Raw genomic sequence first — 23,307 nt, 5'->3', positions numbered from 1 at the left:
TTAGCGCTTCGAGTACTGAGGCGCCTTGCGGGCCTTCTTGAGACCGGCCTTCTTGCGCTCGATGACGCGAGCGTCGCGGCTCAGGAAGCCTGCCTTCTTGAGCGTCGGGCGGTTGTGCTCGACGTCAATCTCGTTGAGGGCACGAGCGATAGCGAGACGCAGTGCGCCTGCCTGGCCCGAGGGGCCGCCGCCGCCGATGCGAGCGATCACGTCGTACGAGCCGTTGAGCTCGAGAACCGTGAACGGATCGGTGATCAGCTGCTGGTGCAGCTTGTTGGGGAAGTACTCGGCGAGCTCGCGACCGTTAACGGTCATCTTGCCCTCGCCGGGGATGAGGCGCACGCGGGCGATTGCACGCTTGCGGCGACCAACGGCTGCACCGGGAACGGTGAGCGCGGGGCGCGGTGCCGACGTTGCAGCCTGAGCTGCGGGCGTCTCGGTGGTGTAGCTCTCGGTGGCCACGGTCTGCTCTTCAGTCACTGTGAAGTCTCTTTCTTAAAGTCTCGTTGGCGCGACTACTGCGCGACCTGGCCGAAGGTGTACGGGGTGGGCTGCTGTGCACCGTGGGGGTGCTCTGCGCCTGCGTATACCTTGAGCTTGCGGAACTGGTCAGCGCCGAGTGAGTTCTTCGGCAGCATGCCGCGGATCGCCTTCTCGACTGCGCGCTCGGGGTTCTTCTCGAGCAGCTCGGTGTAGCTGGTAGCGCGGAGGCCGCCCGGGAAACCCGAGTGGCGGTATGCCTTCTTCTGCGCTGCCTTGTTGCCCGTGAGGACGACCTTGTCAGCGTTGATGATGACAACGTAATCGCCCATGTCCATGTGGGGGGCGAAGGTCGTCTTGTGCTTGCCGCGCAGGAGCACTGCTGCATGCGAAGCGAGGCGGCCGAGAACAACGTCGCTGGCGTCGATGACGATCCAGTCGTGCTTCTGCTCAGCTGCCTTCGGTGAATAAGTGCGAGTCACTGTCGTGCTGCTTTCTGTCGAATTGGAGGTGTTCGCGAATCCCACTCCGCGCCCGTTCCCCGAGAGGATGCTGGACTGGTGGAGGGCTCAACAAATCGGATGCTTGCGCACCAACTGACAACTTTACCACACTCGCGCCCCTGGGTTCGGCGTGGTCGTGCTACGGCAGCACCGGATCGCGCCTCGCCCGCGTCTGCTCAGCGCGAAGTGCGAGCTCGGCTTCACCGGGGTACCACACCTCTTCCAGGGAGAGCCCGTGGGCGGGCATCACCGTGAATCGGCTCGTGCGCTCCCTCGCGTCACGCAGCGCAGCGAGCTCACGCTCGTCGATGCGCCCGCTTCCCACGGCCACGACGGCGCCCACGAGCGCGCGCACCATCGAGTGGCAGAACGCATCCGCTTCGATGCGCGCGACATAGGCCCCGTCGGCGGCCTCGGTCCATTCGAAGCTGAGCAGGTCGCGCACGGCCGTCGCACCCTCCCGCGCCTTACAAAAGGTCGTGAAGTCATTCAGCCCGAGCAGCTCATCGCTCGCGCGCTGCATGGTCGCGAGATCGAGGGGACGGTCTACGTCGGCCGTAAACCGAGCCGTCAGGGGATCTCTGCGTACCCCCGCACCGCGAAGGCGATACTCATATCGGCGGCGCAGGGCCGAGAATCGCGCGTCGAACCCGTCCGGTGCTTCCGTAACCGAGTGCACGACAATTCCGCCGGCGCCTCGCTTGAGTACGCCATTGATTCTGCGCACGCGCTGGTGGGGATCATCACCCCACTTCGCCGACTGCTCGGCCGTCACGTCAACATGGGCCACCTGACCACGAGCGTGCACACCGGCATCAGTGCGTCCCGCGACCGTGAGCCTTACGGCACCCTCGCCATCAATGGGTGTGCGCAGAAGTGTGGCCAGCGCCAACTCCAGTTCACCTTGCACGGTCCGACGGCCGGGCTGTGTCGCCCAGCCAGAGAAATCAGTACCGTCATAAGCGAGGTCAATCCGTATCCGGATCAGTGTTCTTTCTTCCGTCACCCCTCAATTCTTCCATGGCCAAATCGACGGCGCATGCATTACCCCGGGGAACGGCGTACAATCGAGGGTCGTACGCGGGGCCACCGGGCGCCCGCCAAAACTAGATCCGGACTGCATGAACTTCTCCCCCGCCACCTCGACGGCACGATTCGGTGGACTCGATGGGCTTCGCGCCATCGCAGTAGCACTGGTACTCGTTTACCACTTCTTCCCGCAGCTGCTGCCGGGTGGATTTCTTGGTGTCGACATTTTCTTTGTCATTAGCGGGTTTCTCATTACCTCGCTGCTGATTCGAGAGAAGGCAAAACACGGCCGCGTCTCGCTCAGGTCGTTCTGGCGTCGGCGCGCTCGACGCCTCTTACCCGCCCTGGGCCTCGTGCTCCTCGTGTGCACGAGCCTCGTCGCCCTCGTCGGCGGCGACCTGCTCGTGGGGATCGGACGACAGCTGCTCGGCGCGGCAACGTTCGTGAGCAACTGGGTCTTCATCGCGGCAGGCGCCGACTATTTCGCGCGAGACACCCCCGAGCTCTTTCGCAACACCTGGTCCCTCGCGATCGAGGAGCAGTTCTACATCTTCCTGCCGCTCATCGCGATCCTGTTGTTCGCCGTGTGTCGCCGCCAGACCGCAGCACTTCTGCTCGCCGTCGCCGGCATCGCATCGGCCATTTGGATGGCCGAGCTCTCCCTTACCGGGGCGAACTCAACCCGCGTGTACTTCGGCTCAGATACCCACTCGTTTGGGCTCATGCTAGGAGCAGCCCTCGCGTTCGTGACCAGCTATTCCCGCGGCCGCACTACCCCTGGGCCGGCTCGGCAGATCGGCTACTCCGCGGTGGCGCTCGGTGGCTTTGGGGCGCTCGGCGTCATGGTCTTAACGTTGCCCGAGGGCAGCGCACTGAGCTTCCAGGGCGGGTTCCAGCTGGCCACCGTGGTGGCTCTCGCAACTGTTTGGGCCGTCACGCGCCCCGGTGCCTGGATTGGGCGCACCATAGATGCGGCCCCCATGCGTTGGGTCGGCGAGCGGTCATACGGCATCTACCTCTGGCACTGGCCGCTCCTGCTCATTGTTGCCGGGGCATTCCCGGCAGCGCCGCAGTGGCAGGTGGCCCTCGTCACACTCGCAGCGACGCTGCTTTGTGCCGCGATGTCATTCCGCTGGGTCGAACAGCCTGTTCGCCAGCTCGGGATCCGCGCCTCCCTCAGGCTCCTGCTGCAGCCCCGTCGCTACACGCCCAAGCGCCGCTTCGTGGCGATCGGGCTCGGCGCCGTGCTCGCCGTTTCGGTGCCCGCCACGGCGTACGCGGTGTCCCAGGCGCCCGCCCTGAGCTCAGCACAGGCCGCAATTGAGCGGGGTGCTGCACTTGTCGAGCAGACCCAGCCACCGGCGGCGAAGCCTGCTGTGGAGCCGACTGCGAAGCCGACAGCAAAGCCGCAGGCGTCCGAGGCCGAGCCGCCAGAGTCCAAGCCGTCCGACTCCAAGGACGCGGGCAAGGCGAACGACGCGAAGTCCGCCAAGGGCAAGCAGACTGCACTCCCCGCGGCTCCCCGCGCGATGGGTACCGATATCACGGCGGTCGGCGACTCCGTCATGCTCGCGAGCGCACCCGAACTCAACTCGGCGTTTCCGGGGGTCTCCATTGACGCGGCGGTCTCGCGCGGCATGGGGGCCGGCGTCGGCCTCGTTGCCGATTCCGCGGCACAGGGCGCGCTTCGGCACGTGGTCGTCGTCGGCCTCGGCACCAACGGTACCGTCACCACCGACGAGCTTGCGGCGATCAGAAACTCGGCGGCGGGCCACCCGCTGATCCTCGTCAACGCGCATGGGGACCGCGAGTGGATTCCCGGCGTGAACGAGACCATCACCGCCTTTGCTGCTGCTCACCGCGGCGTCGTCGTAGCGGACTGGGACGGCAACGTAACTGGAGTTCCCGGTGCCCTCGCAGGCGACGAGATTCACCCCAACCCGAGCGGTGGAATCATCTACGCCCAGAGCGTCCAGTCTGCACTCGACGCGCTCGATACGCCCGCTGAGGCGATCGGATACGCGGTCCCCCGCCGCTAGCGCGGTTGTGGGCTACGAGCCCGTGAGCGGAGCGCCTGCGCGGACGCAAAATCGCCAGCACAGCTGCCCGGAAGCAGCTGAGCAGCAACTGCCGCCAGAGTCTGCCGCCCAGAAACAGCGCCCTACACATACAAAAGCGCCCCGCTGATCAGATCAGCGGGGCGCTTATGCGTAGGCGAGAGTTACTCGGCCTTCTCCTCGGCGGGTGCCTCGGTTGCCTCGGTCTCGGTGACGTCCTCTGCAGGAGCCTCGACGACCTCTTCAGCTGCGGGAGCTTCCTCTACGGGAGCTGCAGCCTTCTTGGGCTTGGGGTTAACGGGCTCGAGAACGAGCTCGATGACCGCCATCGGTGCACGGTCGCCCTTACGGTAACCGGTCTTGATGATGCGGGTGTAACCACCCTGACGCTCCTCAACCAGCGGTGCGATCTCCGTGAAGAGCTCGTGCACAACTGAGTTGTCGAGGATGCGACGCATGACGCGACGACGTGCGTGCAGGTCTCCGCGCTTTGCGAAGGTCACCAGGCGCTCAGCCAGGGGCTGCAGGCGCTTAGCCTTCGTCTCGGTCGTCTGGATGCGCTTGTGCTCGAAGAGCTGCGCAGCCATCTGGTTGAGCATCAGGCGCTCGTGTGCGGGGCCGCCTCCGAGGCGGGGGCCCTTATTGGGCTTGGGCATGATTTACTCCATTAAGTGATCGGGCAGCCGATGCCGGATCGATTAGTTGTTGTCGTCTTCGTAGCTGTAGAACTGAGCGCCATCAAACCCGGGCACCGCGTCCTTGAGCGAGAGGCCCATCTCGGTGAGCTTATCGCGCACCTCGAATACGGACTTCTGGCCGAAGTTACGAATGTTCATGAGCTGTGCCTCTGAGAGTGCAACGAGCTCACTTACCGTGTTGATGCCCTCACGCTTCAGGCAGTTGTAGCTGCGAACCGAAAGATCGAGATCCTCGATCGGAATCGACAGCTCGCCCTCGGCCACAACCTCGACGGGTGCGGGCCCGATCTCGACGCCCTCAGCAGCGGTGTTCAGCTCGCGAGCGAGGCCGAACAGCTCGACCAGCGTCGAACCAGCCGAAGCGATTGCATCGCGGGGGCTGATTGCCGGCTTGGTCTCGACGTCAACGACCAGACGATCGAAGTCAGTGCGCTCACCGGCACGAGTTGCCTCGACGCGGTAGGTCACCTTCAGTACCGGCGAGTAGATCGAGTCGACCGGGATACGGCCAACCTCTGCGTCCTCGTTGCGGTTCTGAGCAGCCGAAACGTAGCCACGGCCACGCTCGATCGTCAGCTCAAGCTCGAACTGTGCCGAGTCACTGAGCGTCGCAATCACGAGCTCGGGGTTGTGCACCTCGACACCGGCGGGAGCCGAAATGTCTGCAGCGGTAACCTCGCCCGCGCCGGTCTTGCGCAGGTAAGCCGTGATCGGCTCGTCATGCTCGCTCGAGACGACGAGGCCCTTGATGTTCAGGATGATCTCGGTGACGTCCTCGGTCACACCAGGAATGGTGGTGAACTCGTGGGCGACGCCTTCGAAGCGAACGCTCGTTACTGCGGCGCCGGGAATCGACGACAGCAGCGTACGACGGAGCGAGTTGCCGAGCGTGTAGCCGAAGCCAGGCTCGAGCGGCTCGATCGCGAAGCGCGAGCGAAACTCGGAGATCGATTCTTCAGTCAGAGTGGGTCGCTGTGCAATGAGCACTGTGTGTGGTCCTTTCGCTGGAGTCCGCTATATGACTCATGCGGTATCGGGAATGAGGGAAGGGACGGTACGCCGGGAAAACCGCGGCGCACCGTCACGCGCTCGAGCTCGTGCTTAGACGCGACGACGCTTCGGGGGGCGGCAGCCGTTGTGCGTCTGCGGGGTTACGTCGTTGATCGACCCAACCTCGAGACCGGCAGCCTGCAGCGAACGAATCGCCGTCTCGCGACCCGAGCCGGGGCCCTTGACGAAGACGTCGACCTTCTTCATGCCGTGCTCCTGCGCCTTGCGCGCAGCCGACTCAGCAGCGAGCTGAGCAGCGAAGGGAGTCGACTTACGCGAACCCTTGAAGCCAACGCCACCTGACGAAGCCCAGCTGATCACAGCACCGGTGGTGTCCGTGATCGAAACGATCGTGTTGTTGAACGTCGACTTGATGTGGGCCTGGCCCACAGCAACGTTCTTCTTATCCTTGCGACGCGGCTTGCGCGCCGCGCTCTTTGGTGCAGCCATTGAGTGTTCTCCTGAAAGCTCTGTGTGTAGGTCTAACGGACCGGCGGTTACTTCTTCTTGCCGGCGACGGTGCGCTTCGGGCCCTTGCGGGTACGAGCGTTCGTCTTGGTCCGCTGGCCGTGCACAGGCATACCCTTGCGGTGGCGAATACCCTGGTAGCTACCGGTCTCAACCTTACGGCGGATGTCGGCTGCGACCTCACGGCGGAGGTCACCCTCAACCTTGAAGTTACCCTCGATGTGGTCGCGAAGCGCGACGAGCTGGTCGTCGGTGAGATCCTTGACGCGGATGTTGCCGTCGATCTCGGTAGCAGCGAGCGTCTTCAGCGCGCTGGTACGGCCGACGCCGTAGATGTAAGTGAGTGCAATCTCAACGCGCTTGTCACGTGGGATGTCTACTCCGGCGAGACGTGCCATTCTGGCTCTCCTTGGCGGTAGTGGAGGTGTGATGCGCATCGGGGAATCGGGCCTCCGACCCGAGGTGTCACCCGCTCACCGAAGTGAGTGGGTTCTTAGATGCGCTAGATCAGTTATTCAATTACGTGTTCTGCGGCCCCACAGGCCGGGCAATTAGCCCTGGCGCTGCTTGTGGCGCGGGTTCTCGCAGATCACCATGACGTTACCGTGGCGGCGGATGACCTTGCACTTATCGCAGATCTTCTTAACGCTGGGCTTAACCTTCATGATGTTTCCTTACGGTTCGCTGTCTTCGTACGCGCAGGATGCCGCGCGCCGTTACTTTCCAGCCGTCTACTTGTAGCGGTAGACGATGCGGCCGCGGGTCAGATCGTAGGGCGTCAGCTCCACGATCACGCGGTCCTCGGGGAGGATGCGGATGTAGTGCTGGCGCATCTTGCCCGAGATGTGAGCGAGCACCTTGTGTCCATTGGTCAACTCAACGCGGAACATCGCGTTGGGCAGAGCCTCGACAACGTGTCCCTCGATCTCGATGACGCCGTCTTTCTTCGCCATAGCCTCACTGTCGCCTAGTAGTTATGCTGGTCATGCGAATGCAATGTCCTGTTTTGCGAACGCGAAAACAGGCGCAAAGCACCAAAGATCAAGAGTACTCGGGCGAGCCGCATTTGTAAAGTCCACGCCCAAAATACGTAAGCCCCCGCAGATAGCTGCGGAGGCTTACGTACATGCGATCCGGATCAGATCGATCGAATCAGAGCGAATCTCGCTACGGGATCGGAACCGGGGTGATGCCGAAGGGCGCGAGCCCTGCAGCCCCGCCGTCCTCGGCAGTGAGCACCCAGATGCCCTTCGCGTGGACCGCCACCGAGTGCTCCCACTGGGCGCTCGCGCGACCGTCGGCCATCGAAACGGTCCAGCCGTCGTCCTGGATCACGGTGTCGATACCGCCCTCGGCGATGATCGGCTCGATCGCGACTACGAGGCCCGGCTTGATCTCGGGCCCCTTGCCGCGCACTGGATAGTTGAAGACCGGCGGGTCCTCGTGCATACTGCGCCCGATGCCGTGACCGATGTAGTCCTCGAGGACACCGAAATCGCTTTCGCGCTTCACGCAGGCCTCAATCGCGACGCCCACCTGGTTGAGGTACTTGGCGCGAGCGAGCTCGGCGATCCCGGTCCACATGGCGAGCTCAGTCACCCGGCTCAGCTCGTCGAGCTGGGCCGTGCGCTCCGGATCGGCGGGGTTGGGTACGACCGCGGTGAAGGCGGCGTCCCCGTTCCAGCCGTTGATGATCGCGCCGGCATCGACGGCAATCACATCACCGGGTTCAAGCGGCTTGTCGGTCGGAATGGCGTGCACCACATCCGCGTTCACGTTCGCGCAGATGGTGTGCTTGTATCCCGGCTCGAGCATAAAGTTCGGCTCGCCGCCGAGGCCACGAATGGCGGCCTCGGCGAGCGCGTCGAGCTCAAGCGGTGTGACGCCCGGTCGAATCGCAGCCTTCGCTGCGGCAAGCGCTGCCGCGGTCGCGAGGCCGGGCTCGATCATTAGTCGCAGCTGCGCTGGCGACTTGTAGATCGAACGCTTCAGCAATCCCCTACGTGACACTGGTTAGCTAACTACCTTTGCGCTCAGCAGGCCGTTCAGGCCCGAGGCGATGCGCTCGGCGACCTCATCAACCGACCCCATGCCGTCTACCGTGACCAGGATGCCACGCTTCGAGAACAGATCGATAAGCGGAGCCGTCTGCTCTGCGTAAACGTTCTGGCGGTGCCGGATAACTTCTTCGGTGTCGTCAGCACGACCCTCAAGCTGTGCGCGATTGAGCAGCCGAGCAACGACCTCGTCGGTATCCGCTTCGAGAAGCACGACTGCGTCGAGCGACTCCCCCTCAAGCATTGCGTCGAGCGCTGCCACCTGGTCGACCGTGCGCGGGTACCCATCAAGCAGGAACCCGGTTGCTGCGTCAGCCTGTGCCAGACGATCAGCCACAATCTCGTTGGTGAGCGAGTCGGGGACGAGCTCACCCGTCTCAATAATCGCCTGAACCTTCTTGCCCAGTTCGGTAGCACCCTTGATGTTCGCGCGGAAGATATCTCCCGTCGAAATCGCCGGTACTGCGTAGCCCTCGGCGATCCGGTGGGCCTGTGTGCCCTTACCGGCACCGGGAGGCCCGATGATCAGCAGTCGAGTGGTAGCGGTCTGGGTCACTTCAAAAGCCCTTCGTAGTGGCGCTGCTGGAGCTGAGCGTCAATTTGCTTGACGGTCTCGAGGCCGACGCCGACGATAATGAGGATGGATGCACCACCGAACGGGAAGTTCTGGTTAGCTCCAAAGAACGAGAGTGCGACGAGCGGCAGCAGTGCGATGACGCCAAGGTACAGTGAGCCCGCAGTGGTAATGCGCATCAGCACGTAGTTGAGGTATTCAGCGGTCGGACGGCCTGCACGAATGCCGGGCACGAACCCGCCGTACTGCTTCATGTTGTCGGCGACCTCTTCAGGGTTAAACGTGATCTGCACGTAGAAGAAGGCGAAACCGATGACCAACAAGAAGAAGACGAGCATGTAGAGCGGCTGGTCACCCGACACGAGGTTGTTCTGAATCCAGACCATCCACGCCTTGGGCTCTTCACCGATCTTCGGCTGGCTGAACTGCGTGACGAGCATCGGCAGATACAGGATCGCCGAGGCAAAGATCACGGGGATCACGCCGGCCATGTTTACCTTGATGGGAATGTAGGTGCTCGAGCCACCGTAAGTGCGGCGGCCCACAACGCGCTTCGCATACTGCACCGGAATGCGGCGCTGCGACTGCTCGACGAAGACGACGGCTGCGACCACAACAAGTCCGACAGCAAGCACAAGGAAGAAGATCTCCCAGCCCTGCGACTCCTTGATGACCCACATTGCGTTGGGGAAGGTTGCGGCGATCGAGGTGAAGATCAGCAGCGACATGCCATTACCGACACCGCGCTCGGTGATGAGCTCACCGAACCACATGATGAGGCCGGTACCGGCGGTCATCGTGAGGATCATAATGACAATCGCCCACCACTCCTGCGACACAAGGTTGCGGCACGCGTCGTTCGACACAGCACCAAAGAGCTGCCCCGAACGTGCGACCGTGATCAGCGTCGTCGACTGTAGAATTGCGAGGGCGATCGTGAGGTAACGCGTGTACTGCGTCAGCTTGGCCTGACCGGCCTGGCCCTCCTTGTGGAGCACCTCGAAGTGCGGGATCACCACACGCAGCAGCTGCGTGATAATCGACGCCGTAATATACGGCATGATGCCGAGCGCAAAGATCGACAACTGAAGCAGCGCTCCGCCGCTAAAGAGGTTCACCATCTCATAAAGACCCGATGCGCCCTGCTTGTTGGCAGCGAGACATGCCTGCACGTTGTTGAACTGAACGAACGGCGTGGGAATAAACGAGCCGAGTCGGAACAAGGAGACGATCGCGAGTGTGAACACGATCTTTCGCCTAAGATCCGGGGTCCGAAAGATCCGTCCGATGGCGCTGAACAAAATCTGCCTCCTGGAAACGTCGCCTGGGGCCTTCGCCTGACGACGAGAACCGATTGCACCAGCCTACACGCCAGCGTGAGGCTGAATGAAACTGCCGCGGTCGCGGCAGTGAAAGTCATGAAAAAAGGGGCAGGCTGGCCGGTGATGTTCACCGGCCGGCCATGCCCCAGTCACTCGCACCTAAGGGCGAACGACATCAGTATCTAGAAAGATACTTACTTGATCTCGCCACCGGCAGCGACGATCTTCTGCTCAGCTGAGCCGGAGACCTTGTCGACCGTAACGGTGAGCTTGACCTGCAGGTCGCCATCACCGAGTACCTTGACGGGATGGTTTGCACGAACCGCACCCTTGGCGACGAGGTCAGCAACAGTGACCTCTCCACCCTGGGGGTACAGGTCGGCGAGCTTCGCCACGTTCACGACCTGGTACTCAGTGCGGAACGGGTTCTTGAAGCCGCGCAGCTTGGGGGTGCGCATGTGCAGCGGCATCTGCCCACCCTCGAAGCCTGCCCGAACCTGGTAACGTGCCTTGGTGCCCTTGGTGCCGCGGCCTGCGGTCTTACCCTTGGATGCCTCGCCACGACCCACGCGGGTCTTGGTCTTCTTGGAACCCTCGGCGGGGCGAAGGTGGTGTGCCTTCAGCACGGCGCCGCGCTCCTCGATGTTCTCGCTCATGCGTCGATCTCCTCAACCTCTACCAGGTGAGCAACTGCACGCACGTAGCCGCGGTTGATCTTCGAGTCCTCACGAACGACAGAATCGCCGATCTTCTTGAGGCCGAGGCTCCGCAGCGATGCACGCTGGTTCTGCTTCTCACTGATAACGGACTTCGTCTGCGTAATCTTCAGGCTCGCAGCCATTACGCACCTGCCTTTGCCTTCGCGGCAGCGTCGGCCAGCGCCTTTGCCTCGGCACGCACAATGCGGGCCGGAGCAACGCGGTCGAAGTCAAGGCCGCGGCGAGCTGCGACGGAGCGGGGCTCCTCGAGCTGCTGCAGTGCCTCAACGGTCGCATGCACGATGTTCAGGGTGTTCGACGAACCGAGCGACTTGCTCAGAACGTCGTGGATGCCAGCGCACTCGAGTACGGCGCGCACCGGGCCACCGGCGATAACACCGGTACCTGCGGCTGCGGGACGAAGCAGAACCACACCGGCTGCTGCCTCACCCTGCACGGGGTGGGGAATGGTGCTGCCAACGCGGGGAACGCGGAAGAAGTTCTTCTTCGCTTCCTCGACACCCTTGGAGATCGCGAGGGGAACTTCCTTCGCCTTGCCGTAGCCGACGCCAACGGTACCGTTGCCATCGCCCACCACGACGAGCGCGGTGAAGCTAAAGCGACGGCCGCCCTTGACGACCTTCGACACACGGTTGATCGTTACGACGCGCTCGAGGAACTGGCTCTCGTTGCGGTCACGACCGCCGCGCTCGTTGCGAGTGCCGCGATCACGGCTGCCGCGACGCTGTTCGCGCGGCTCGCTGCGGTGATCCTGAGCCGGTGCGGCCTGGGTATCAGCCTGAGCCTCTGCAGACACTTGCTGCTCCTTCGTTTCGTTGCTCACAGGGTCAGCCCCCCTTCGCGAGCGCCATCGGCGATCGCTGCGACGCGGCCGGCATACTTGCTGCCACCACGGTCGAACACGACGGTGTCAACACCGGCGCTCTTCGCACGCTCAGCAACGAGTTCGCCGACCTTGCGGGCCTTAGCGGTCTTGTCGCCTTCGAAAGCGCGCAGATCGGCTTCCATGGTCGAAGCCGAAGCCAGGGTGAAGCCCTTAGCGTCGTCGATGACCTGAACGAATACGTGACGAGCGGAGCGCGTCACTGCGAGACGGGGGCGAGCCTCCGTGCCGACGATCTTCTTACGCAGGCGGGCGTGGCGGCGTACTCGCGCAGCCGTACGGCCCTTAGCCCGGGAAATTGAAGCGGCCATGGTTACTTACCAGCCTTTCCAGCCTTGCGACGGACATTCTCGCCAGCGTAGCGAATACCCTTGCCCTTGTAGGGCTCCGGCTTCTTCAGCTTGCGGATGTTAGCGGCGGCCTCTCCGACCCCCTGCTTCGAGATACCAGCAACGGTGATCTTCGTGTTGCCCTCAACAGAGAGCGTGATGCCCTCAGGAGCGTCCACGAGCACCGGGTGCGAGAAGCCGAGCGCCATCTCAAGGCCGGTACCCTTCTGCTGCACGCGGTAACCGGTGCCGACAACCTCGAGCTGCTTTGAGTAGCCCTCGGTCACACCGATGATGTTGTTGTTGATGAGCGTGCGGGTCAGACCGTGCAGTGCTCGTGAGTCGCGCTCGTCGTTGGGACGAGTAACCAGAAGCTGGCCGTCCTCAACCGATGCACGGATGGGCTCTGCAATGGTGAGCGTGAGCTCACCCTTTGCGCCCTTGACCGTGACGTTCTGGCCATCGATCTTTACGTCTACACCACCGGGAACGGTGATGGGAAGCTTACCAATACGTGACATGTCGTCTTACCACACGTAAGCGAGGACTTCCCCGCCAACGCCCTTCTGATCGGCCTCGCGCCCCGTGAGGAGGCCCGAAGAGGTGGACAGGATCGAGATGCCGAGGCCACCGAGAACGTTGGGGATCTCAGCCGCACCTGCGTATACACGCAGGCCGGGCTTGGAAACGCGCTTGATACCTGCGATCGAACGCTCGCGGTTCGGGCCATACTTCAGCGACATGGTCAGGGTCGTGCCGACGCGTGCGGGCTCAACCTTCCAGTCCTTGATGTAGCCCTCGCTCTTGAGGATCTGTGCGATCCGCTCCTTCAGCTTTGAGCCGGGGAGCGAAACGTCGTCATGATGTGCGCTGTTAGCGTTGCGCAGTCGGGTCAGCATATCTGCGACCGGATCAGTCATCGTCATGAGTGACTCTTTCTTTTTTCACCTGGTTTCACGATCCGGTACAAGGATCGCGACCTAGGAGACACGCGGCCAGGGCGCCCGGGAAAACCCCGGGCGCCCGTCCGCTTGGACTATTAAATTATTCTGACTTGAAGGGGAAGCCGAGCGCGCGAAGCAGCGCACGACCCTCGTCGTCAGTCTTGGCCGTGGTTACGATCGTGATGTCGAAGCCACGCACGCGATCAATCTTATCCTGATCAATCTCGTGAAACACGCTCTGCTCGGTCAAACCGAAGGTGTAGTTGCCGTTTCCGTCGAACTGCTTGGCCGAAAGACCGCGGAAATCGCGGATACGGGGCAGTGCGAGCGTAACAAGGCGGTCCAGGAATTCCCAGGCGCGGTCGCCACGAAGCGTGACGTGTGCACCAATGGCCTGGCCCTCGCGCAGCTTGAACTGTGCGATCGACTTGCGAGCCTTGGTAACCATGGGCTTCTGGCCCGTGATCTTCACGAGGTCCGCAATTGCGCCCTCGATTACCTTGCTGTCGCGTGCAGCTTCGCCAACGCCGGTGTTCACGACGATCTTGACGATGCCGGGCACCTGCATGATGTTCGCGTACTCGAACTGCTCGCGCAGTGCGGGGACGATTGCATCGCGGTACTGCTGCTTCAGACGGGGCTGGATCTTGACAGCCTGATCAGTCATCAGAGGTCCTTCCCAGACTTCTTTGCGTAACGAACGCGCACGGTCTTCTTCTTGCCGTCCTTCTCAACCTCTTCAACGCGGAAGCCAACGCGAGTGGGCTTCTTGGTCTCGGGGTCGATCATGGCGACGTTCGAGATGTGGATCGGGGCCTCAACGGTCTCGATGCCACCCTCGCGGGCGCCCTGGCTCGACTGGCCAACGCGCACGTGCTTCGTTACGAAGTTAACGCCTTCGACAAGAACACGGTCGGTCTCGGTGAATACCTCGAGAACACGGCCCTGCTTGCCCTTGTAGCCGCCGCGCTCCTGCGACGGGCCCGAGATGACCTCTACGAGGTCACCCTTCTTGATCTTCATGCCCATAGGACTAGATCACCTCCGGTGCGAGCGAGACGATCTTCATGAACTTCTTATCGCGAAGCTCACGTCCGACCGGCCCGAAGATACGGGTGCCGCGGGGCTCCCCATCGGCCTTCAGGATGACGGCAGCGTTCTCGTCGAAGCTGATGTACGAGCCATCAGCGCGACGAGTCGACTTGCGCGTGCGAACGATGACGGCCTTGACGACGTCACCCTTCTTCACGTTGCCGCCGGGGATCGCGTCCTTGACGGTCGCGACGATCGTGTCGCCGAGACCGGCGTAACGACGACGCGAACCTCCGAGAACACGAATGGTAAGCAACTCCTTGGCGCCGGTGTTATCGGCAACCTTGAGTCGGGATTCCTGCTGAATCACTAGCTACTCCTTACTCAGTAAGCCTGAGGCTTACTTCGCCTTCTCGAGGATCTCGACCAGGCGCCAGCGCTTTGAAGCGCTGAGCGGACGGGTCTCGTGGATGAGCACGAGATCGCCGATGCCTGCACTGTTCTGCTCGTCGTGGGCCTTAACCTTCGACGAACGGCGGAGCACCTTGCCGTAGAGGGCGTGCTTCACACGGTCCTCGACCTCGACGACGATGGTCTTGTCCATCTTGTCGCTGACAACGTAGCCGCGGCGCGTCTTACGGTAGCCGCGAGCTTCCTTTTCGACCTCAGCCATTATTAGGCCTCCTTCGTATCAGCGGCGGCGTCCGCCTGCTCAGTCTTCTTGGTGGCCTTAGTGGCCTTAGCCGGCTCGGCAGCGGGGGTTACCCGAATTCCGAGCTCGCGCTCACGCAGCACGGTGTAAATGCGAGCGATGTCGCGCTTCACCTGGCGTACGCGGCCGTGGCTTTCCAGCTGGCCGGTGGCTGACTGGAAGCGCAGGTTAAAGAGCTCGGCCTTAGCCTTCTTGAGCTCCTCAGCCAAACGCTCGTTCTCGAACGAATCCAGCTCCGTGATGGCCAGTTCTTTGGTCCCGATCGCCATTACGCGTCGCCCTCCTCGCGCTTAATAATGCGGGCCTTCAGAGGCAGCTTGTGGATCGCGCGGGTCAGTGCCTCGCGCGCAAGCTCCTCGTCAACGCCTGCGACCTCAAAGAGGACGCGGCCCGGCTTGACGTTGGCCACCCACCACTCGGGTGAACCCTTACCCGAGCCCATGCGGGTTTCCGCGGGCTTCTTGGTGAGGGGACGATCCGGGTAGATGTTGATCCATACCTTGCCACCACGCTTGATGTGACGCGTCATCGCGATACGAGCGGACTCGATCTGACGGTTCGTCACATAAGCGGGAGTCAGGGCCTGGATACCGAACTCGCCGAAGGAAACCTTCGTGCCGCCCTTTGCCTGGCCACTACGGCCGGGGTGGTGCTGCTTGCGGTACTTGACTCGACGGGGAATCAGCATGCTTACTTCTCCGCTCCTGCTGCAGCGGGTGCAGCCTCGGCCTGAGCACCGCGAGGTGCACGGCGGCGGTCTCCACGGTCGCGCGACGGCTTCTGGGCCGCCTGCTCGCGTGCGAGTTCCTTGTTGGTGAGGTCACCCTTGTAGATCCAGACCTTCACGCCGATACGGCCGAAGGTGGTCTTTGCCTCGTAGAAGCCGTAATCGATGTTCGCACGGAGCGTGTGCAGCGGCACGCGACCCTCGCGGTAGAACTCCGAGCGGCTCATCTCGGCGCCGCCAAGGCGGCCTGAGACCTGGATACGGATGCCCTTGGCACCAGCGCGCTGTGCGCCCTGGAGGCCCTTGCGCATCGCGCGGCGGAAAGCCACACGAGCAGCGAGCTGCTCGGCGACGCCCTGTGCGACGAGCTGAGCGTCAGCCTCGGGGTTCTTAACCTCGAGGATGTTCAGCTGGATCTGCTTGCCGGTGAGCTTCTCGAGGTCAGCGCGGATGCGCTCAGCCTCGGCGCCGCGGCGGCCGATGACGATACCGGGGCGTGCCGAGTGGATATCCACGCGGACACGGTCACGGGTGCGCTCGATCTCGACGCGCGAAACGCCGGCGCGATCAAGCTGCTTGGTCAGGTGCTGACGGATCTTGATGTCCTCGGCAAGGTAGTCAGCGTAACGCTGGCCCTTCTTGGTCGAGTCCGAGAACCAACGCGAGACGTGATCAGTGGTGATCCCGAGGCGGAAGCCGTAGGGATGAATCTTCTGGCCCATTTACTTGGCTCCCTTCTTCGCTGCCGCAAGCTCATCGGCGGTCGCGATGACAACCGTGATGTGGCTCGTGCGCTTGTTGATACGGAAAGCGCGGCCCTGTGCACGGGGGCGGAAACGCTTGAGCGTTGCACCCTCATCAACAAAAGCGCGAGCAATGACAAGCTCGTCCTCGTTCAGACGCAGGTTCTCCTTGTCAGCCTTCACACGTGCGTTAGCGATTGCCGAAGCGACCAGCTTGAACACGGGCTCAGCTGCAGCCTGCGGGGCGAACTTCAGGATGGCGAGTGCCTCCTGAGCGTTCTTGCCACGAACCAGGTCAACAACGCGACGGGCCTTCTGGGGGGTGATGCGGATATGACGCACGCGTGCGATCGACTCCACCATTTCTCTTCCTCCTTCACGTCGCCGCTTAGCGGCGACGGCCCTTCTTGTCGTCCTTCACGTGACCGCGGAAGGTACGAGTGGGCGCGAACTCGCCCAGCTTGTGGCCAACCATGGTTTCGGTGACGAACACGGGAATGTGCTTACGACCGTCGTGAACCGCGATGGTGTGTCCCAGCATTGCGGGGATGATCATCGAGCGGCGCGACCAGGTCTTGATCACATTCTTGGTGCCAGCTTCGTTCTGGACAACTACCTTGCTCAGCAGGTGGTTATCGACGAAGGGGCCCTTCTTGAGACTACGAGGCATCTTCTACTCTCTCCTACCCGGCCGACTAGCGCTTCTTGCCAACGGTACGGCGACGCACAATGAGCTTGTCGCTTTCCTTGTTAGGACGGCGCGTACGGCCTTCCTTCTGGCCCCACGGGCTGACCGGGTGACGGCCACCTGAGGTGCGGCCTTCGCCACCACCGTGCGGGTGATCAACAGGGTTCATGACGACGCCACGAACGGTCGGGCGTACGCCCTTCCAGCGCATACGGCCGGCCTTACCCCAGTTGATGTTCGACTGCTCGGCGTTGCCGACCTCGCCGACGGTTGCCCGGCAGCGTGCGTCAACGTTGCGGATCTCGCCCGAGGGGAGACGCAGCTGAGCGTAAGGGCCGTCCTTAGCGACGAGGCGCACCGAAGAGCCTGCCGAACGAGCCATCTTGGCACCGCCACCGGGCTTCAGCTCAATGGCGTGAATGACCGTACCGGTGGGGATGTTCTTGAGCGGGAGGTTGTTACCGGGCTTGATATCAGCCGCGGGACCCGACTCAACGATGTCGCCCTGCTTGAGCTTGTTCGGAGCGATGATGTAACGCTTCGCGCCGTCCTCAAAGTGCAGCAGCGCAATGCGAGCCGTACGGTTGGGATCGTACTCAATGTGAGCAACCTTGGCGTTTACGCCGTCCTTGTCATTGCGACGGAAGTCGATGACGCGGTACTGGCGCTTGTGGCCACCACCGATGTGACGGGTAGTGATACGACCCTGGTTGTTACGACCGCCCGTCTTGGGGAGCGGACGCAGCAGCGACTTTTCAGGCGTGGAGCGCGTGATCTCGGCGAAATCGGCGACGCTCGACCCGCGACGACCGGGGGTCGTCGGCTTGTACTTACGAATAGCCATAGTGTGTTCCTTTTCGCCCCTTCTACAGCGCAGCCGTGAAGATGTCGATGGAGCCCGACTTCAGCGTGACGATGGCGCGCTTGGTGTCCTTGCGCTTGCCAGTGCCAAACTTGGTGCGGCGGGTCTTGCCCTTGCGGTTCAGCGTGTTGATCGAAGCGACCTTAACGCTGAAAACCGACTCGATCGCGAGCTTGATCTCGGTCTTCGTTGCAGTCGGCTGTACCTCGAAGGTGTACTGGCCGTTTGCATCGATGAGGCCGTAGCTCTTCTCGGAAACGATGGGGCGGATGATGACGTCGTGTGCAGACTTGTTCAGGCTCACTTCGTGTCCTCCTTGGCGGCGCGGCCGGCGACGAATGCGTCGAAGGCAGCCTTGGTGAAGACGAGATCGTCGCTGACGACCACATCGTAGGCGTTGAGCTGATCCTGGAACAGGACGTGCACGAAGGGCAGGTTGCGAACGCTGAGCGCCGTAACCTCGTCCTCACGGGTGATGACAACGAGAACGCGCTTGCCAGGAGCAACCTGTGCGAGGAAATCGCGTGCGCTCTTGGTGCTGGGCTTGTCGCCAATGCCGAAGCTGTCAACGACGTGCATGCGGTTCGCGCGTGCGCGATCCGAAAGCAGACCGTTGAGTGCTGCAGCGATCATCTTCTTGGGGGTGCGCTGCGAGTAATCGCGGGGTACCGGCCCGTGAACGATGCCGCCGCCGCGGTGCTGAGGCATACGAACCGAACCCTGACGGGCGCGGCCGGTACCCTTCTGCTTGAACGGCTTGACACCCGAACCGGAGCGCTCGCCCCGGGTCTTGGTCTTGTGCGTACCCTGACGCGCAGCTGCGAGCTGAGCGGTGACCACCTGGTGGATCAGCGGGACGTTCGTCTCGGCGCCGAAGATTGCCTCCGGCAGCGAAACATCAAGCTTGGTAGCGGTAGTCATGAACTTACGCTCCCTTCACTGCGTTGCGAACGAAAACGAGACGACCGCGAGCACCGGGAACCGCACCCTTCACGAGGATGAGGCCCTTCTCTGCGTCAATCGCCTGGACGAGGAGGTTCTGCACGGTCACGCGCTCGCCACCCATACGGCCGGGCATCTTCTTGCCACGGAACACGCGACCGGGGGTCGCTGCGCCGCCGACAGAGCCAGGCTTACGGTGGTTACGGTGTGCGCCGTGTGAAGCGCTAACACCCGAGAAGTTGTGACGCTTCATAGCACCGGCGAAGCCCTTGCCCTTGGAGGTGCCAACGACGTCGATCTTCTGACCGGCCTCGAAGGTGGCATCCACCGTGAGCTCCTGGCCGAGGCTGTAATCAGCCGCGTCGGAGGTGCGAACTTCGGTGAGGTGGCGGCGAGGCGTAACGCCTGCCTTTGCGAAGTGACCAGCGGTGGGCTGGTTTACCTTGCGGGGGTCGATCTGACCCGCGGCGATCTGCACGGCGCTGTAGCCGTCGACCTCGGGGGTACGGATCTGAGTGACCACGTTGGGGGCCACCTCAATAACGGTCACGGGAACGACATTGCCGTTCTCGTCCCATACCTGCGTCATACCGAGCTTGGTGCCCAGAAGACCCTTCACGTTGCGTACTACTGACATGTCCGGACCTCCCTTAGAGCTTAATCTCGATGTTGACATCGGCAGGGAGATCGAGACGCATCAGCGAATCGACTGCCTTGGGCGTCGGATCCACGATGTCGATGAGGCGCTTGTGCGTGCGCTTCTCGAAGTGTTCGCGGCTGTCCTTGTACTTGTGAGGCGAACGGATCACTGCGATCACGTTCTTCTCGGTGGGGAGCGGCACGGGGCCGATCACAGTTGCACCCGCGCGGGTAACCGTGTCGACGATCTTACGTGCTGAGCTATCGATGACCTCGTGGTCATACGACTTGAGTCGAATGCGGATCTTTTGTCCCGCCATGACATCTCTACTTTCTACTTGCGTCTTATTTCACGCACGGGGCGTGAAGCATTGGACGTCTTACGTACCAGCGCCCTGGCATAGCTGAGCCCTAAGGCTCTACGTGCTGGGTCTCTGTTCACCTGTCAAAACCGCACCCGGAGGCACGGCCCACTCGTACAAAAACGGCCGGCATAAATCCGACCGCCTCAGTGCGTGTGGTGCTCGTTCGCTGCCCGCGGCCTAACCCAAACCCTGATTCATCAAGGCGGCTATGCACTGCCTGGCAGTGATCCACGCCGAAGCGAGGAGTACTGAACCTGTTTATTCTCGCATGCCTCGCGCGATCGTGCAACCCGGGCGTGTCTTCCCTCGTGTATTTGCTTCTCCGCTTAGACCGGGGCCCCGGCCTGTCCTAGCTTCGCTCGGCCACGCCAACCCCGATGCGCGGAGAAGCAAACACACTCGCTCGCCGAAAAGCCAACCCCGATGCGCAAAAACGCGCAATCAGTTCGCCCTCCGCACAGCAGGATCCATCGAAGATTTACGCGCGCGCGGGAAGCAGCTTGGGGAGTGCGAGGTAGAACACCAGCACCGCGAGCCCGCCCGCGAGTAGCGCGAGGGTGCCCCAGAGGCCCGTGAACAGCGATGCGAGCCCGAGCAAGGATGTAATCAGCGTGGCGCCCGCCGTAAAGCCCGACGCCTGCACGTGGCTGTAGCCCATCTGCTGAATGCGCTGGTAGGTGTGCTCCTTGTGCGGCTCGTCCCACTTGTGACCGGCGCGCACCCGCTTCACAAGTGTTACACCGACGTCGCCAAAATAGATCACCATGGGACCGATCGTGGCGAGCAGGGGCACTCCGGCCAGCAGCGCCGCGAAGCTCGTGATCGCGGTCGCACCGCCGAGCAAATAGCTCCCCACGTCCCCCAGGAAGGCACCCGGCTTTGTCAGGTTCCACGGTAGGAAGCCGGCAAAGCCCGCCCCCAAGATCAGACCAGCCGCCACTAGCCAGGGCAAGCCCATCCCCCAACCAGCGCCAGCAAATGCTAGTCCAGCAATCAGGCCATGAAACCCGCTGATGCCGTTCAGGCCGTCCATGAAGTTCGCGACATTGATGTAGCTCGAGATAAAGAACACGGCATAGATGACGAGCAAGATTGTGCCCCAGAGCGGCAGCGCGGGCACCCAACCAAATGAGGCCTCTGCCCCAGCAATGCGTCCGACATCGCCGGAGTTGAACAGCGATACGCTCGCGCTCGGCTGCACCCAGAACAGTGCGATGGGAGCGGCAAGTGCGATCACTAGGAGCAATGCGCTGCGCACATTGACGCTCACACCGTGCAGATCTTCTGCCAGGCCGAGGAGCCCCGCACAGAACGATCCGGCGACGACCACCGCGAGGACCTGCCAAACTGCGCTTGCAGGGGCGGCGTCCGCGAACAGCAGCACGCCTATGACGCCCGCAATGACCATCGCGATCAGTACAGCGAGGCCCAGGCCGCGCAGCACGGGGCGCGCGTGCGAAGAGCGCTCGTTGGGCACATCCATAATGCCCAAGCGCACCAGCACCGGGCGCACGACGAATGGCAGCAGCAAGCTGCACACGAGTGCAACCCCGCCAGCGAGCAGGGCAGCGGTTAGGGGGATCAATGCACGCGCTCCTCGGCGGCCTGGGTCAGGTCCATCCGCGCGACCCAGCCCTCGTGGTCGAGCACCTCGGGTGAGATCGTGTCGACGTGGGCGTGGGAAATCATCGGGTGGAAGGGACGTTCGTTGCCCTCCCCCTCACCGGTCAGCTCCTCGTGCAGCTTCTCGCCGTGACGCAGCCCGGTGAACACAATCTCGACGTCCTTGCCTGACTGCGCGATCATGCGTTTGGCAACGTCCAAGATCGAGACGGGCTCCCCCATCTCGAGAATCAACACCTCGCCCTGACGCCCGATACCGCCGGCCTGTACGACAAGCTGACAGGCCTCGGGAATCGTCATGAAGTACCGGGTGACGTCGGGGTGTGTGACCGTCAGCGGGCCGCCAGCCTCAATTAGCTTGCGAAAGGTGGGGAGCATCGAGCCGCGGCTGCCAATGACGTTGCCGAAGCGCACGGAGAGGTACCGCATGCCGGTCTGCTCGGCCATCCAGGCGGTGAGCTTCTCAGCGACCCGCTTGGAGTGCCCGAGAACGCTCGTGGGGTTCGCGGCCTTATCTGTAGAGATGTTCACAAACGTCCCGACCCCGGCCGCCTGCGCGGCGCGCAACACGTTCAGCGTGCCGAGGACGTTCGTCTTCCACGCCTCGTCGGGGTACTGCTCGAGCATGGGTAGGTGCTTGAGCGCTGCGGTGTGGAAGACCACCTCGGGGCGCCGCTCGAGAAAGATCTGGTGAAGCGCGTCGGCATCGCGAATATCCGCGAGCACCACGTCATTGGTGTCCAGCAGTCCGTGCCCGCTGATGGCCAGCTGGCTCTCCTGCAGGGCAGTCTCGTCGCGATCGAGCATGATGAGGTCGCTCGGGGCGAACTTCGCGAGCTGTCGGCACAGCTCTGAGCCGATCGAGCCACCGGCGCCTGTTACGAGCACACGCTTGCCCTGGAGGTAGGACGCGATCGATTCGGTTTCCAGGCGCACGGGGTGACGCCCGATGAGGTCCTCGATCGACAGTGCGCGTACGTCCGAAATGGCCGCATTATTTTGCAGGATCTGTTCCAGCGGCGGCAGCACGAGGGCGGTCATTCCGGCCCGGTCCGCTGCGGCGTCGACGCGCCGCATCATTGCGGAATCTGCGTCTCCAATACACACGATGAGTTTGGTCGCCCGGGTTTCGCGAGCGATCTGCGGAAGGTCTGCGAATCCGCCGAGCACACGGACGCCCCGCACCTCCTGGTTGCGCTTGGTCGGGTCATCGTCGATGAAGCCGACGGGCAGCGCCGCACCCTTCGCGTCGGTGAGCATACGCTTCGCGGTCTGCACCCCGAGATATCCCGCACCGTACAGCAGCGTGATCTCGGCCTCGTCGCCGGGCTTCAGCTGCTTCTCGCTCCTGAGCCGCATGATGTAGCGAGCGACGCCCATGAGGCTGAAGGTGATGGGTGCGGCGATGATGAGGGTACTGCGGGGAATGCCGTTGCCGTAGCCCACTAGGAATGCGAACACCCAGGCGACGATCATCACAGCCGTGATGTCGATGACGAGCGCACGCACCTCATCAAAGCTGCCGATCGCAAAGCGGTTGCGATAGAGCCAGGTGAGCCAGCCAGCTGCGAGCTGCAGCACCGCTGTGACCCCGATCACCACGAGCGTCCAACCCCAGTGGATCCGGGCGAGATTGAAGTCAAACCTCAGTACGAGCGCGACGAGAATGGCGATCGCCCATGCCAGCGCATCGAGGAGGTAGAGCGCGCCATACTGCCGCGCAAAATGGGTGATGCGTTCGGCTGCGGTTTGCGGCACTCCTGCTCCGTTCGCTGTGTGGTGTGAGGGCAAGGATCTGCCCCGTACTTCGAGGATACTCCTCAGAAGGTGAAGACCCCACCAGGCTGGGGCCGGGCGGGCC

35 protein-coding genes are annotated in these 23,307 nt (G+C 62.7%); 1 reads left to right on the top strand and 34 read right to left on the bottom strand.

Annotated features, from left to right (window positions below):
- The 3 genes from rpsI to truA form a co-directional block, all read right to left on the bottom strand.
- Positions 1-480: a 30S ribosomal protein S9 gene (gene rpsI / locus C795_RS0108855; protein ID WP_017793397.1), complete on the bottom strand. Its 480-nt coding sequence runs from the start codon at positions 478-480 to the stop codon at positions 1-3.
- 35 nt (positions 481-515) lie between these two features.
- The gene (gene rplM, locus C795_RS0108850) at positions 516-962 is read right to left on the bottom strand and encodes a 50S ribosomal protein L13 (protein ID WP_026139560.1); all 447 of its coding nucleotides are present in this window, start codon (positions 960-962) and stop codon (positions 516-518) included.
- 160 nt (positions 963-1,122) lie between these two features.
- The gene (truA, locus tag C795_RS0108845; RefSeq protein ID WP_026139559.1) at positions 1,123-1,989 is read right to left on the bottom strand and encodes a tRNA pseudouridine(38-40) synthase TruA; all 867 of its coding nucleotides are present in this window, start codon (positions 1,987-1,989) and stop codon (positions 1,123-1,125) included.
- Positions 1,990-2,104: 115 nt separating this feature from the next.
- Between truA and C795_RS0108840 the strand changes: the two genes are divergently transcribed.
- The gene (locus tag C795_RS0108840) at positions 2,105-4,051 is read left to right on the top strand and encodes an acyltransferase family protein (protein WP_017793394.1); all 1,947 of its coding nucleotides are present in this window, start codon (positions 2,105-2,107) and stop codon (positions 4,049-4,051) included.
- A gap of 182 nt (positions 4,052-4,233) precedes the next feature.
- Here the strand turns inward: C795_RS0108840 and rplQ are convergent, their stop codons facing one another.
- From rplQ to C795_RS0108685, 31 genes are all read right to left on the bottom strand, one after another.
- Complete coding sequence (rplQ, locus tag C795_RS0108835) at positions 4,234-4,725, bottom strand: 50S ribosomal protein L17 (RefSeq protein WP_017793393.1); 492 nt, start codon at positions 4,723-4,725, stop codon at positions 4,234-4,236.
- Between the two features lie 42 nt (positions 4,726-4,767).
- Positions 4,768-5,754 (bottom strand): DNA-directed RNA polymerase subunit alpha, encoded by a 987-nt coding sequence (locus C795_RS0108830; protein ID WP_017793392.1) that lies wholly within the window; start codon positions 5,752-5,754, stop codon positions 4,768-4,770.
- A 114-nt stretch (positions 5,755-5,868) separates the two neighbouring features.
- Complete coding sequence (rpsK, locus tag C795_RS0108825) at positions 5,869-6,267, bottom strand: 30S ribosomal protein S11 (RefSeq protein WP_017793391.1); 399 nt, start codon at positions 6,265-6,267, stop codon at positions 5,869-5,871.
- A 47-nt stretch (positions 6,268-6,314) separates the two neighbouring features.
- A complete protein-coding gene (rpsM, locus tag C795_RS0108820) occupies positions 6,315-6,683 on the bottom strand; it encodes a 30S ribosomal protein S13 (protein ID WP_017793390.1) in 369 nt (122 codons plus the stop codon).
- Positions 6,684-6,836: 153 nt separating this feature from the next.
- On the bottom strand, positions 6,837-6,950 hold the full coding sequence (rpmJ, locus tag C795_RS0108815) for a 50S ribosomal protein L36 (protein ID WP_017793389.1): 114 nt from the start codon (positions 6,948-6,950) through the stop codon (positions 6,837-6,839).
- A 66-nt stretch (positions 6,951-7,016) separates the two neighbouring features.
- Positions 7,017-7,238: a translation initiation factor IF-1 gene (gene infA / locus C795_RS0108810; RefSeq protein ID WP_017793388.1), complete on the bottom strand. Its 222-nt coding sequence runs from the start codon at positions 7,236-7,238 to the stop codon at positions 7,017-7,019.
- 214 nt (positions 7,239-7,452) lie between these two features.
- The gene (map, locus tag C795_RS0108805) at positions 7,453-8,295 is read right to left on the bottom strand and encodes a type I methionyl aminopeptidase (protein WP_026139558.1); all 843 of its coding nucleotides are present in this window, start codon (positions 8,293-8,295) and stop codon (positions 7,453-7,455) included.
- A 3-nt stretch (positions 8,296-8,298) separates the two neighbouring features.
- The gene (locus C795_RS0108800; RefSeq protein WP_017793386.1) at positions 8,299-8,898 is read right to left on the bottom strand and encodes an adenylate kinase; all 600 of its coding nucleotides are present in this window, start codon (positions 8,896-8,898) and stop codon (positions 8,299-8,301) included.
- Positions 8,895-10,217: a preprotein translocase subunit SecY gene (secY, locus tag C795_RS0108795; RefSeq protein WP_017793385.1), complete on the bottom strand. Its 1,323-nt coding sequence runs from the start codon at positions 10,215-10,217 to the stop codon at positions 8,895-8,897. The genes C795_RS0108800 and secY overlap by 4 nt, the downstream gene beginning before the upstream one ends.
- Before the next feature lie 215 nt (positions 10,218-10,432).
- Positions 10,433-10,894 carry a 50S ribosomal protein L15 gene (gene rplO, locus C795_RS0108790; protein ID WP_017793384.1) on the bottom strand — a complete coding sequence of 154 codons (462 nt, stop codon included), beginning with the start codon at positions 10,892-10,894 and terminating at the stop codon, positions 10,433-10,435.
- Complete coding sequence (rpmD, locus tag C795_RS0108785) at positions 10,891-11,079, bottom strand: 50S ribosomal protein L30 (protein ID WP_017793383.1); 189 nt, start codon at positions 11,077-11,079, stop codon at positions 10,891-10,893. Before rpmD ends, rplO begins: the two co-directional genes overlap by 4 nt.
- Positions 11,079-11,780, bottom strand: a complete 702-nt coding sequence (gene rpsE / locus C795_RS0108780) for a 30S ribosomal protein S5 (protein ID WP_017793382.1) — start codon at positions 11,778-11,780, stop codon at positions 11,079-11,081. The genes rpmD and rpsE overlap by 1 nt, the downstream gene beginning before the upstream one ends.
- Positions 11,777-12,151, bottom strand: coding sequence for a 50S ribosomal protein L18 (rplR, locus tag C795_RS0108775; protein ID WP_017793381.1), 375 nt, complete (start codon positions 12,149-12,151; stop codon positions 11,777-11,779). Before rplR ends, rpsE begins: the two co-directional genes overlap by 4 nt.
- A 2-nt stretch (positions 12,152-12,153) precedes the next feature.
- Positions 12,154-12,690, bottom strand: a complete 537-nt coding sequence (gene rplF / locus C795_RS0108770) for a 50S ribosomal protein L6 (protein WP_017793380.1) — start codon at positions 12,688-12,690, stop codon at positions 12,154-12,156.
- 6 nt (positions 12,691-12,696) lie between these two features.
- Complete coding sequence (rpsH, locus tag C795_RS0108765; RefSeq protein ID WP_017793379.1) at positions 12,697-13,095, bottom strand: 30S ribosomal protein S8; 399 nt, start codon at positions 13,093-13,095, stop codon at positions 12,697-12,699.
- A gap of 118 nt (positions 13,096-13,213) precedes the next feature.
- On the bottom strand, positions 13,214-13,780 hold the full coding sequence (gene rplE, locus C795_RS0108760) for a 50S ribosomal protein L5 (protein WP_017793378.1): 567 nt from the start codon (positions 13,778-13,780) through the stop codon (positions 13,214-13,216).
- Positions 13,780-14,142: a 50S ribosomal protein L24 gene (gene rplX, locus C795_RS0108755; RefSeq protein WP_017793377.1), complete on the bottom strand. Its 363-nt coding sequence runs from the start codon at positions 14,140-14,142 to the stop codon at positions 13,780-13,782. Before rplX ends, rplE begins: the two co-directional genes overlap by 1 nt.
- Before the next feature lie 4 nt (positions 14,143-14,146).
- The gene (gene rplN / locus C795_RS0108750; protein ID WP_017793376.1) at positions 14,147-14,515 is read right to left on the bottom strand and encodes a 50S ribosomal protein L14; all 369 of its coding nucleotides are present in this window, start codon (positions 14,513-14,515) and stop codon (positions 14,147-14,149) included.
- Between the two features lie 30 nt (positions 14,516-14,545).
- On the bottom strand, positions 14,546-14,818 hold the full coding sequence (gene rpsQ, locus C795_RS0108745; RefSeq protein ID WP_017793375.1) for a 30S ribosomal protein S17: 273 nt from the start codon (positions 14,816-14,818) through the stop codon (positions 14,546-14,548).
- A gap of 2 nt (positions 14,819-14,820) precedes the next feature.
- Positions 14,821-15,126, bottom strand: coding sequence for a 50S ribosomal protein L29 (gene rpmC, locus C795_RS0108740; RefSeq protein WP_017793374.1), 306 nt, complete (start codon positions 15,124-15,126; stop codon positions 14,821-14,823).
- Positions 15,126-15,545 carry a 50S ribosomal protein L16 gene (rplP, locus tag C795_RS0108735; RefSeq protein WP_017793373.1) on the bottom strand — a complete coding sequence of 140 codons (420 nt, stop codon included), beginning with the start codon at positions 15,543-15,545 and terminating at the stop codon, positions 15,126-15,128. The genes rpmC and rplP overlap by 1 nt, the downstream gene beginning before the upstream one ends.
- Positions 15,546-15,547: 2 nt before the next feature.
- Positions 15,548-16,306, bottom strand: coding sequence for a 30S ribosomal protein S3 (rpsC, locus tag C795_RS0108730; RefSeq protein WP_017793372.1), 759 nt, complete (start codon positions 16,304-16,306; stop codon positions 15,548-15,550).
- On the bottom strand, positions 16,307-16,690 hold the full coding sequence (gene rplV / locus C795_RS0108725) for a 50S ribosomal protein L22 (RefSeq protein ID WP_017793371.1): 384 nt from the start codon (positions 16,688-16,690) through the stop codon (positions 16,307-16,309). It abuts the gene before it with no gap.
- Positions 16,691-16,715: 25 nt separating this feature from the next.
- Positions 16,716-16,997, bottom strand: coding sequence for a 30S ribosomal protein S19 (gene rpsS, locus C795_RS0108720; protein ID WP_017793370.1), 282 nt, complete (start codon positions 16,995-16,997; stop codon positions 16,716-16,718).
- A gap of 25 nt (positions 16,998-17,022) precedes the next feature.
- Positions 17,023-17,859, bottom strand: a complete 837-nt coding sequence (rplB, locus tag C795_RS0108715; RefSeq protein WP_017793369.1) for a 50S ribosomal protein L2 — start codon at positions 17,857-17,859, stop codon at positions 17,023-17,025.
- Between the two features lie 22 nt (positions 17,860-17,881).
- Entirely contained in the window at positions 17,882-18,181 is a 300-nt protein-coding gene (gene rplW, locus C795_RS0108710; RefSeq protein WP_017793368.1) for a 50S ribosomal protein L23, read from the bottom strand.
- On the bottom strand, positions 18,178-18,798 hold the full coding sequence (gene rplD / locus C795_RS0108705) for a 50S ribosomal protein L4 (RefSeq protein WP_017793367.1): 621 nt from the start codon (positions 18,796-18,798) through the stop codon (positions 18,178-18,180). Before rplD ends, rplW begins: the two co-directional genes overlap by 4 nt.
- Before the next feature lie 4 nt (positions 18,799-18,802).
- Positions 18,803-19,456: a 50S ribosomal protein L3 gene (gene rplC, locus C795_RS0108700; protein WP_017793366.1), complete on the bottom strand. Its 654-nt coding sequence runs from the start codon at positions 19,454-19,456 to the stop codon at positions 18,803-18,805.
- 13 nt (positions 19,457-19,469) lie between these two features.
- The gene (rpsJ, locus tag C795_RS0108695; RefSeq protein ID WP_010156393.1) at positions 19,470-19,778 is read right to left on the bottom strand and encodes a 30S ribosomal protein S10; all 309 of its coding nucleotides are present in this window, start codon (positions 19,776-19,778) and stop codon (positions 19,470-19,472) included.
- A 523-nt stretch (positions 19,779-20,301) separates the two neighbouring features.
- Entirely contained in the window at positions 20,302-21,408 is a 1,107-nt protein-coding gene (locus C795_RS0108690) for an MraY family glycosyltransferase (RefSeq protein ID WP_017793365.1), read from the bottom strand.
- A complete protein-coding gene (locus C795_RS0108685) occupies positions 21,405-23,204 on the bottom strand; it encodes a polysaccharide biosynthesis protein (protein ID WP_017793364.1) in 1,800 nt (599 codons plus the stop codon). Before C795_RS0108685 ends, C795_RS0108690 begins: the two co-directional genes overlap by 4 nt.
- Between the last annotated feature and the right edge of the window lie 103 nt (positions 23,205-23,307).

Origin of the sequence: Leucobacter salsicius M1-8 (assembly GCF_000350525.1) — a bacterium.
Taxonomy (GTDB): domain Bacteria; phylum Actinomycetota; class Actinomycetes; order Actinomycetales; family Microbacteriaceae; genus Leucobacter; species Leucobacter salsicius.
The sequence above is the reverse complement of the archived record's forward strand: the minus strand, read 5'-3'. Positions and strand labels throughout refer to the sequence as shown.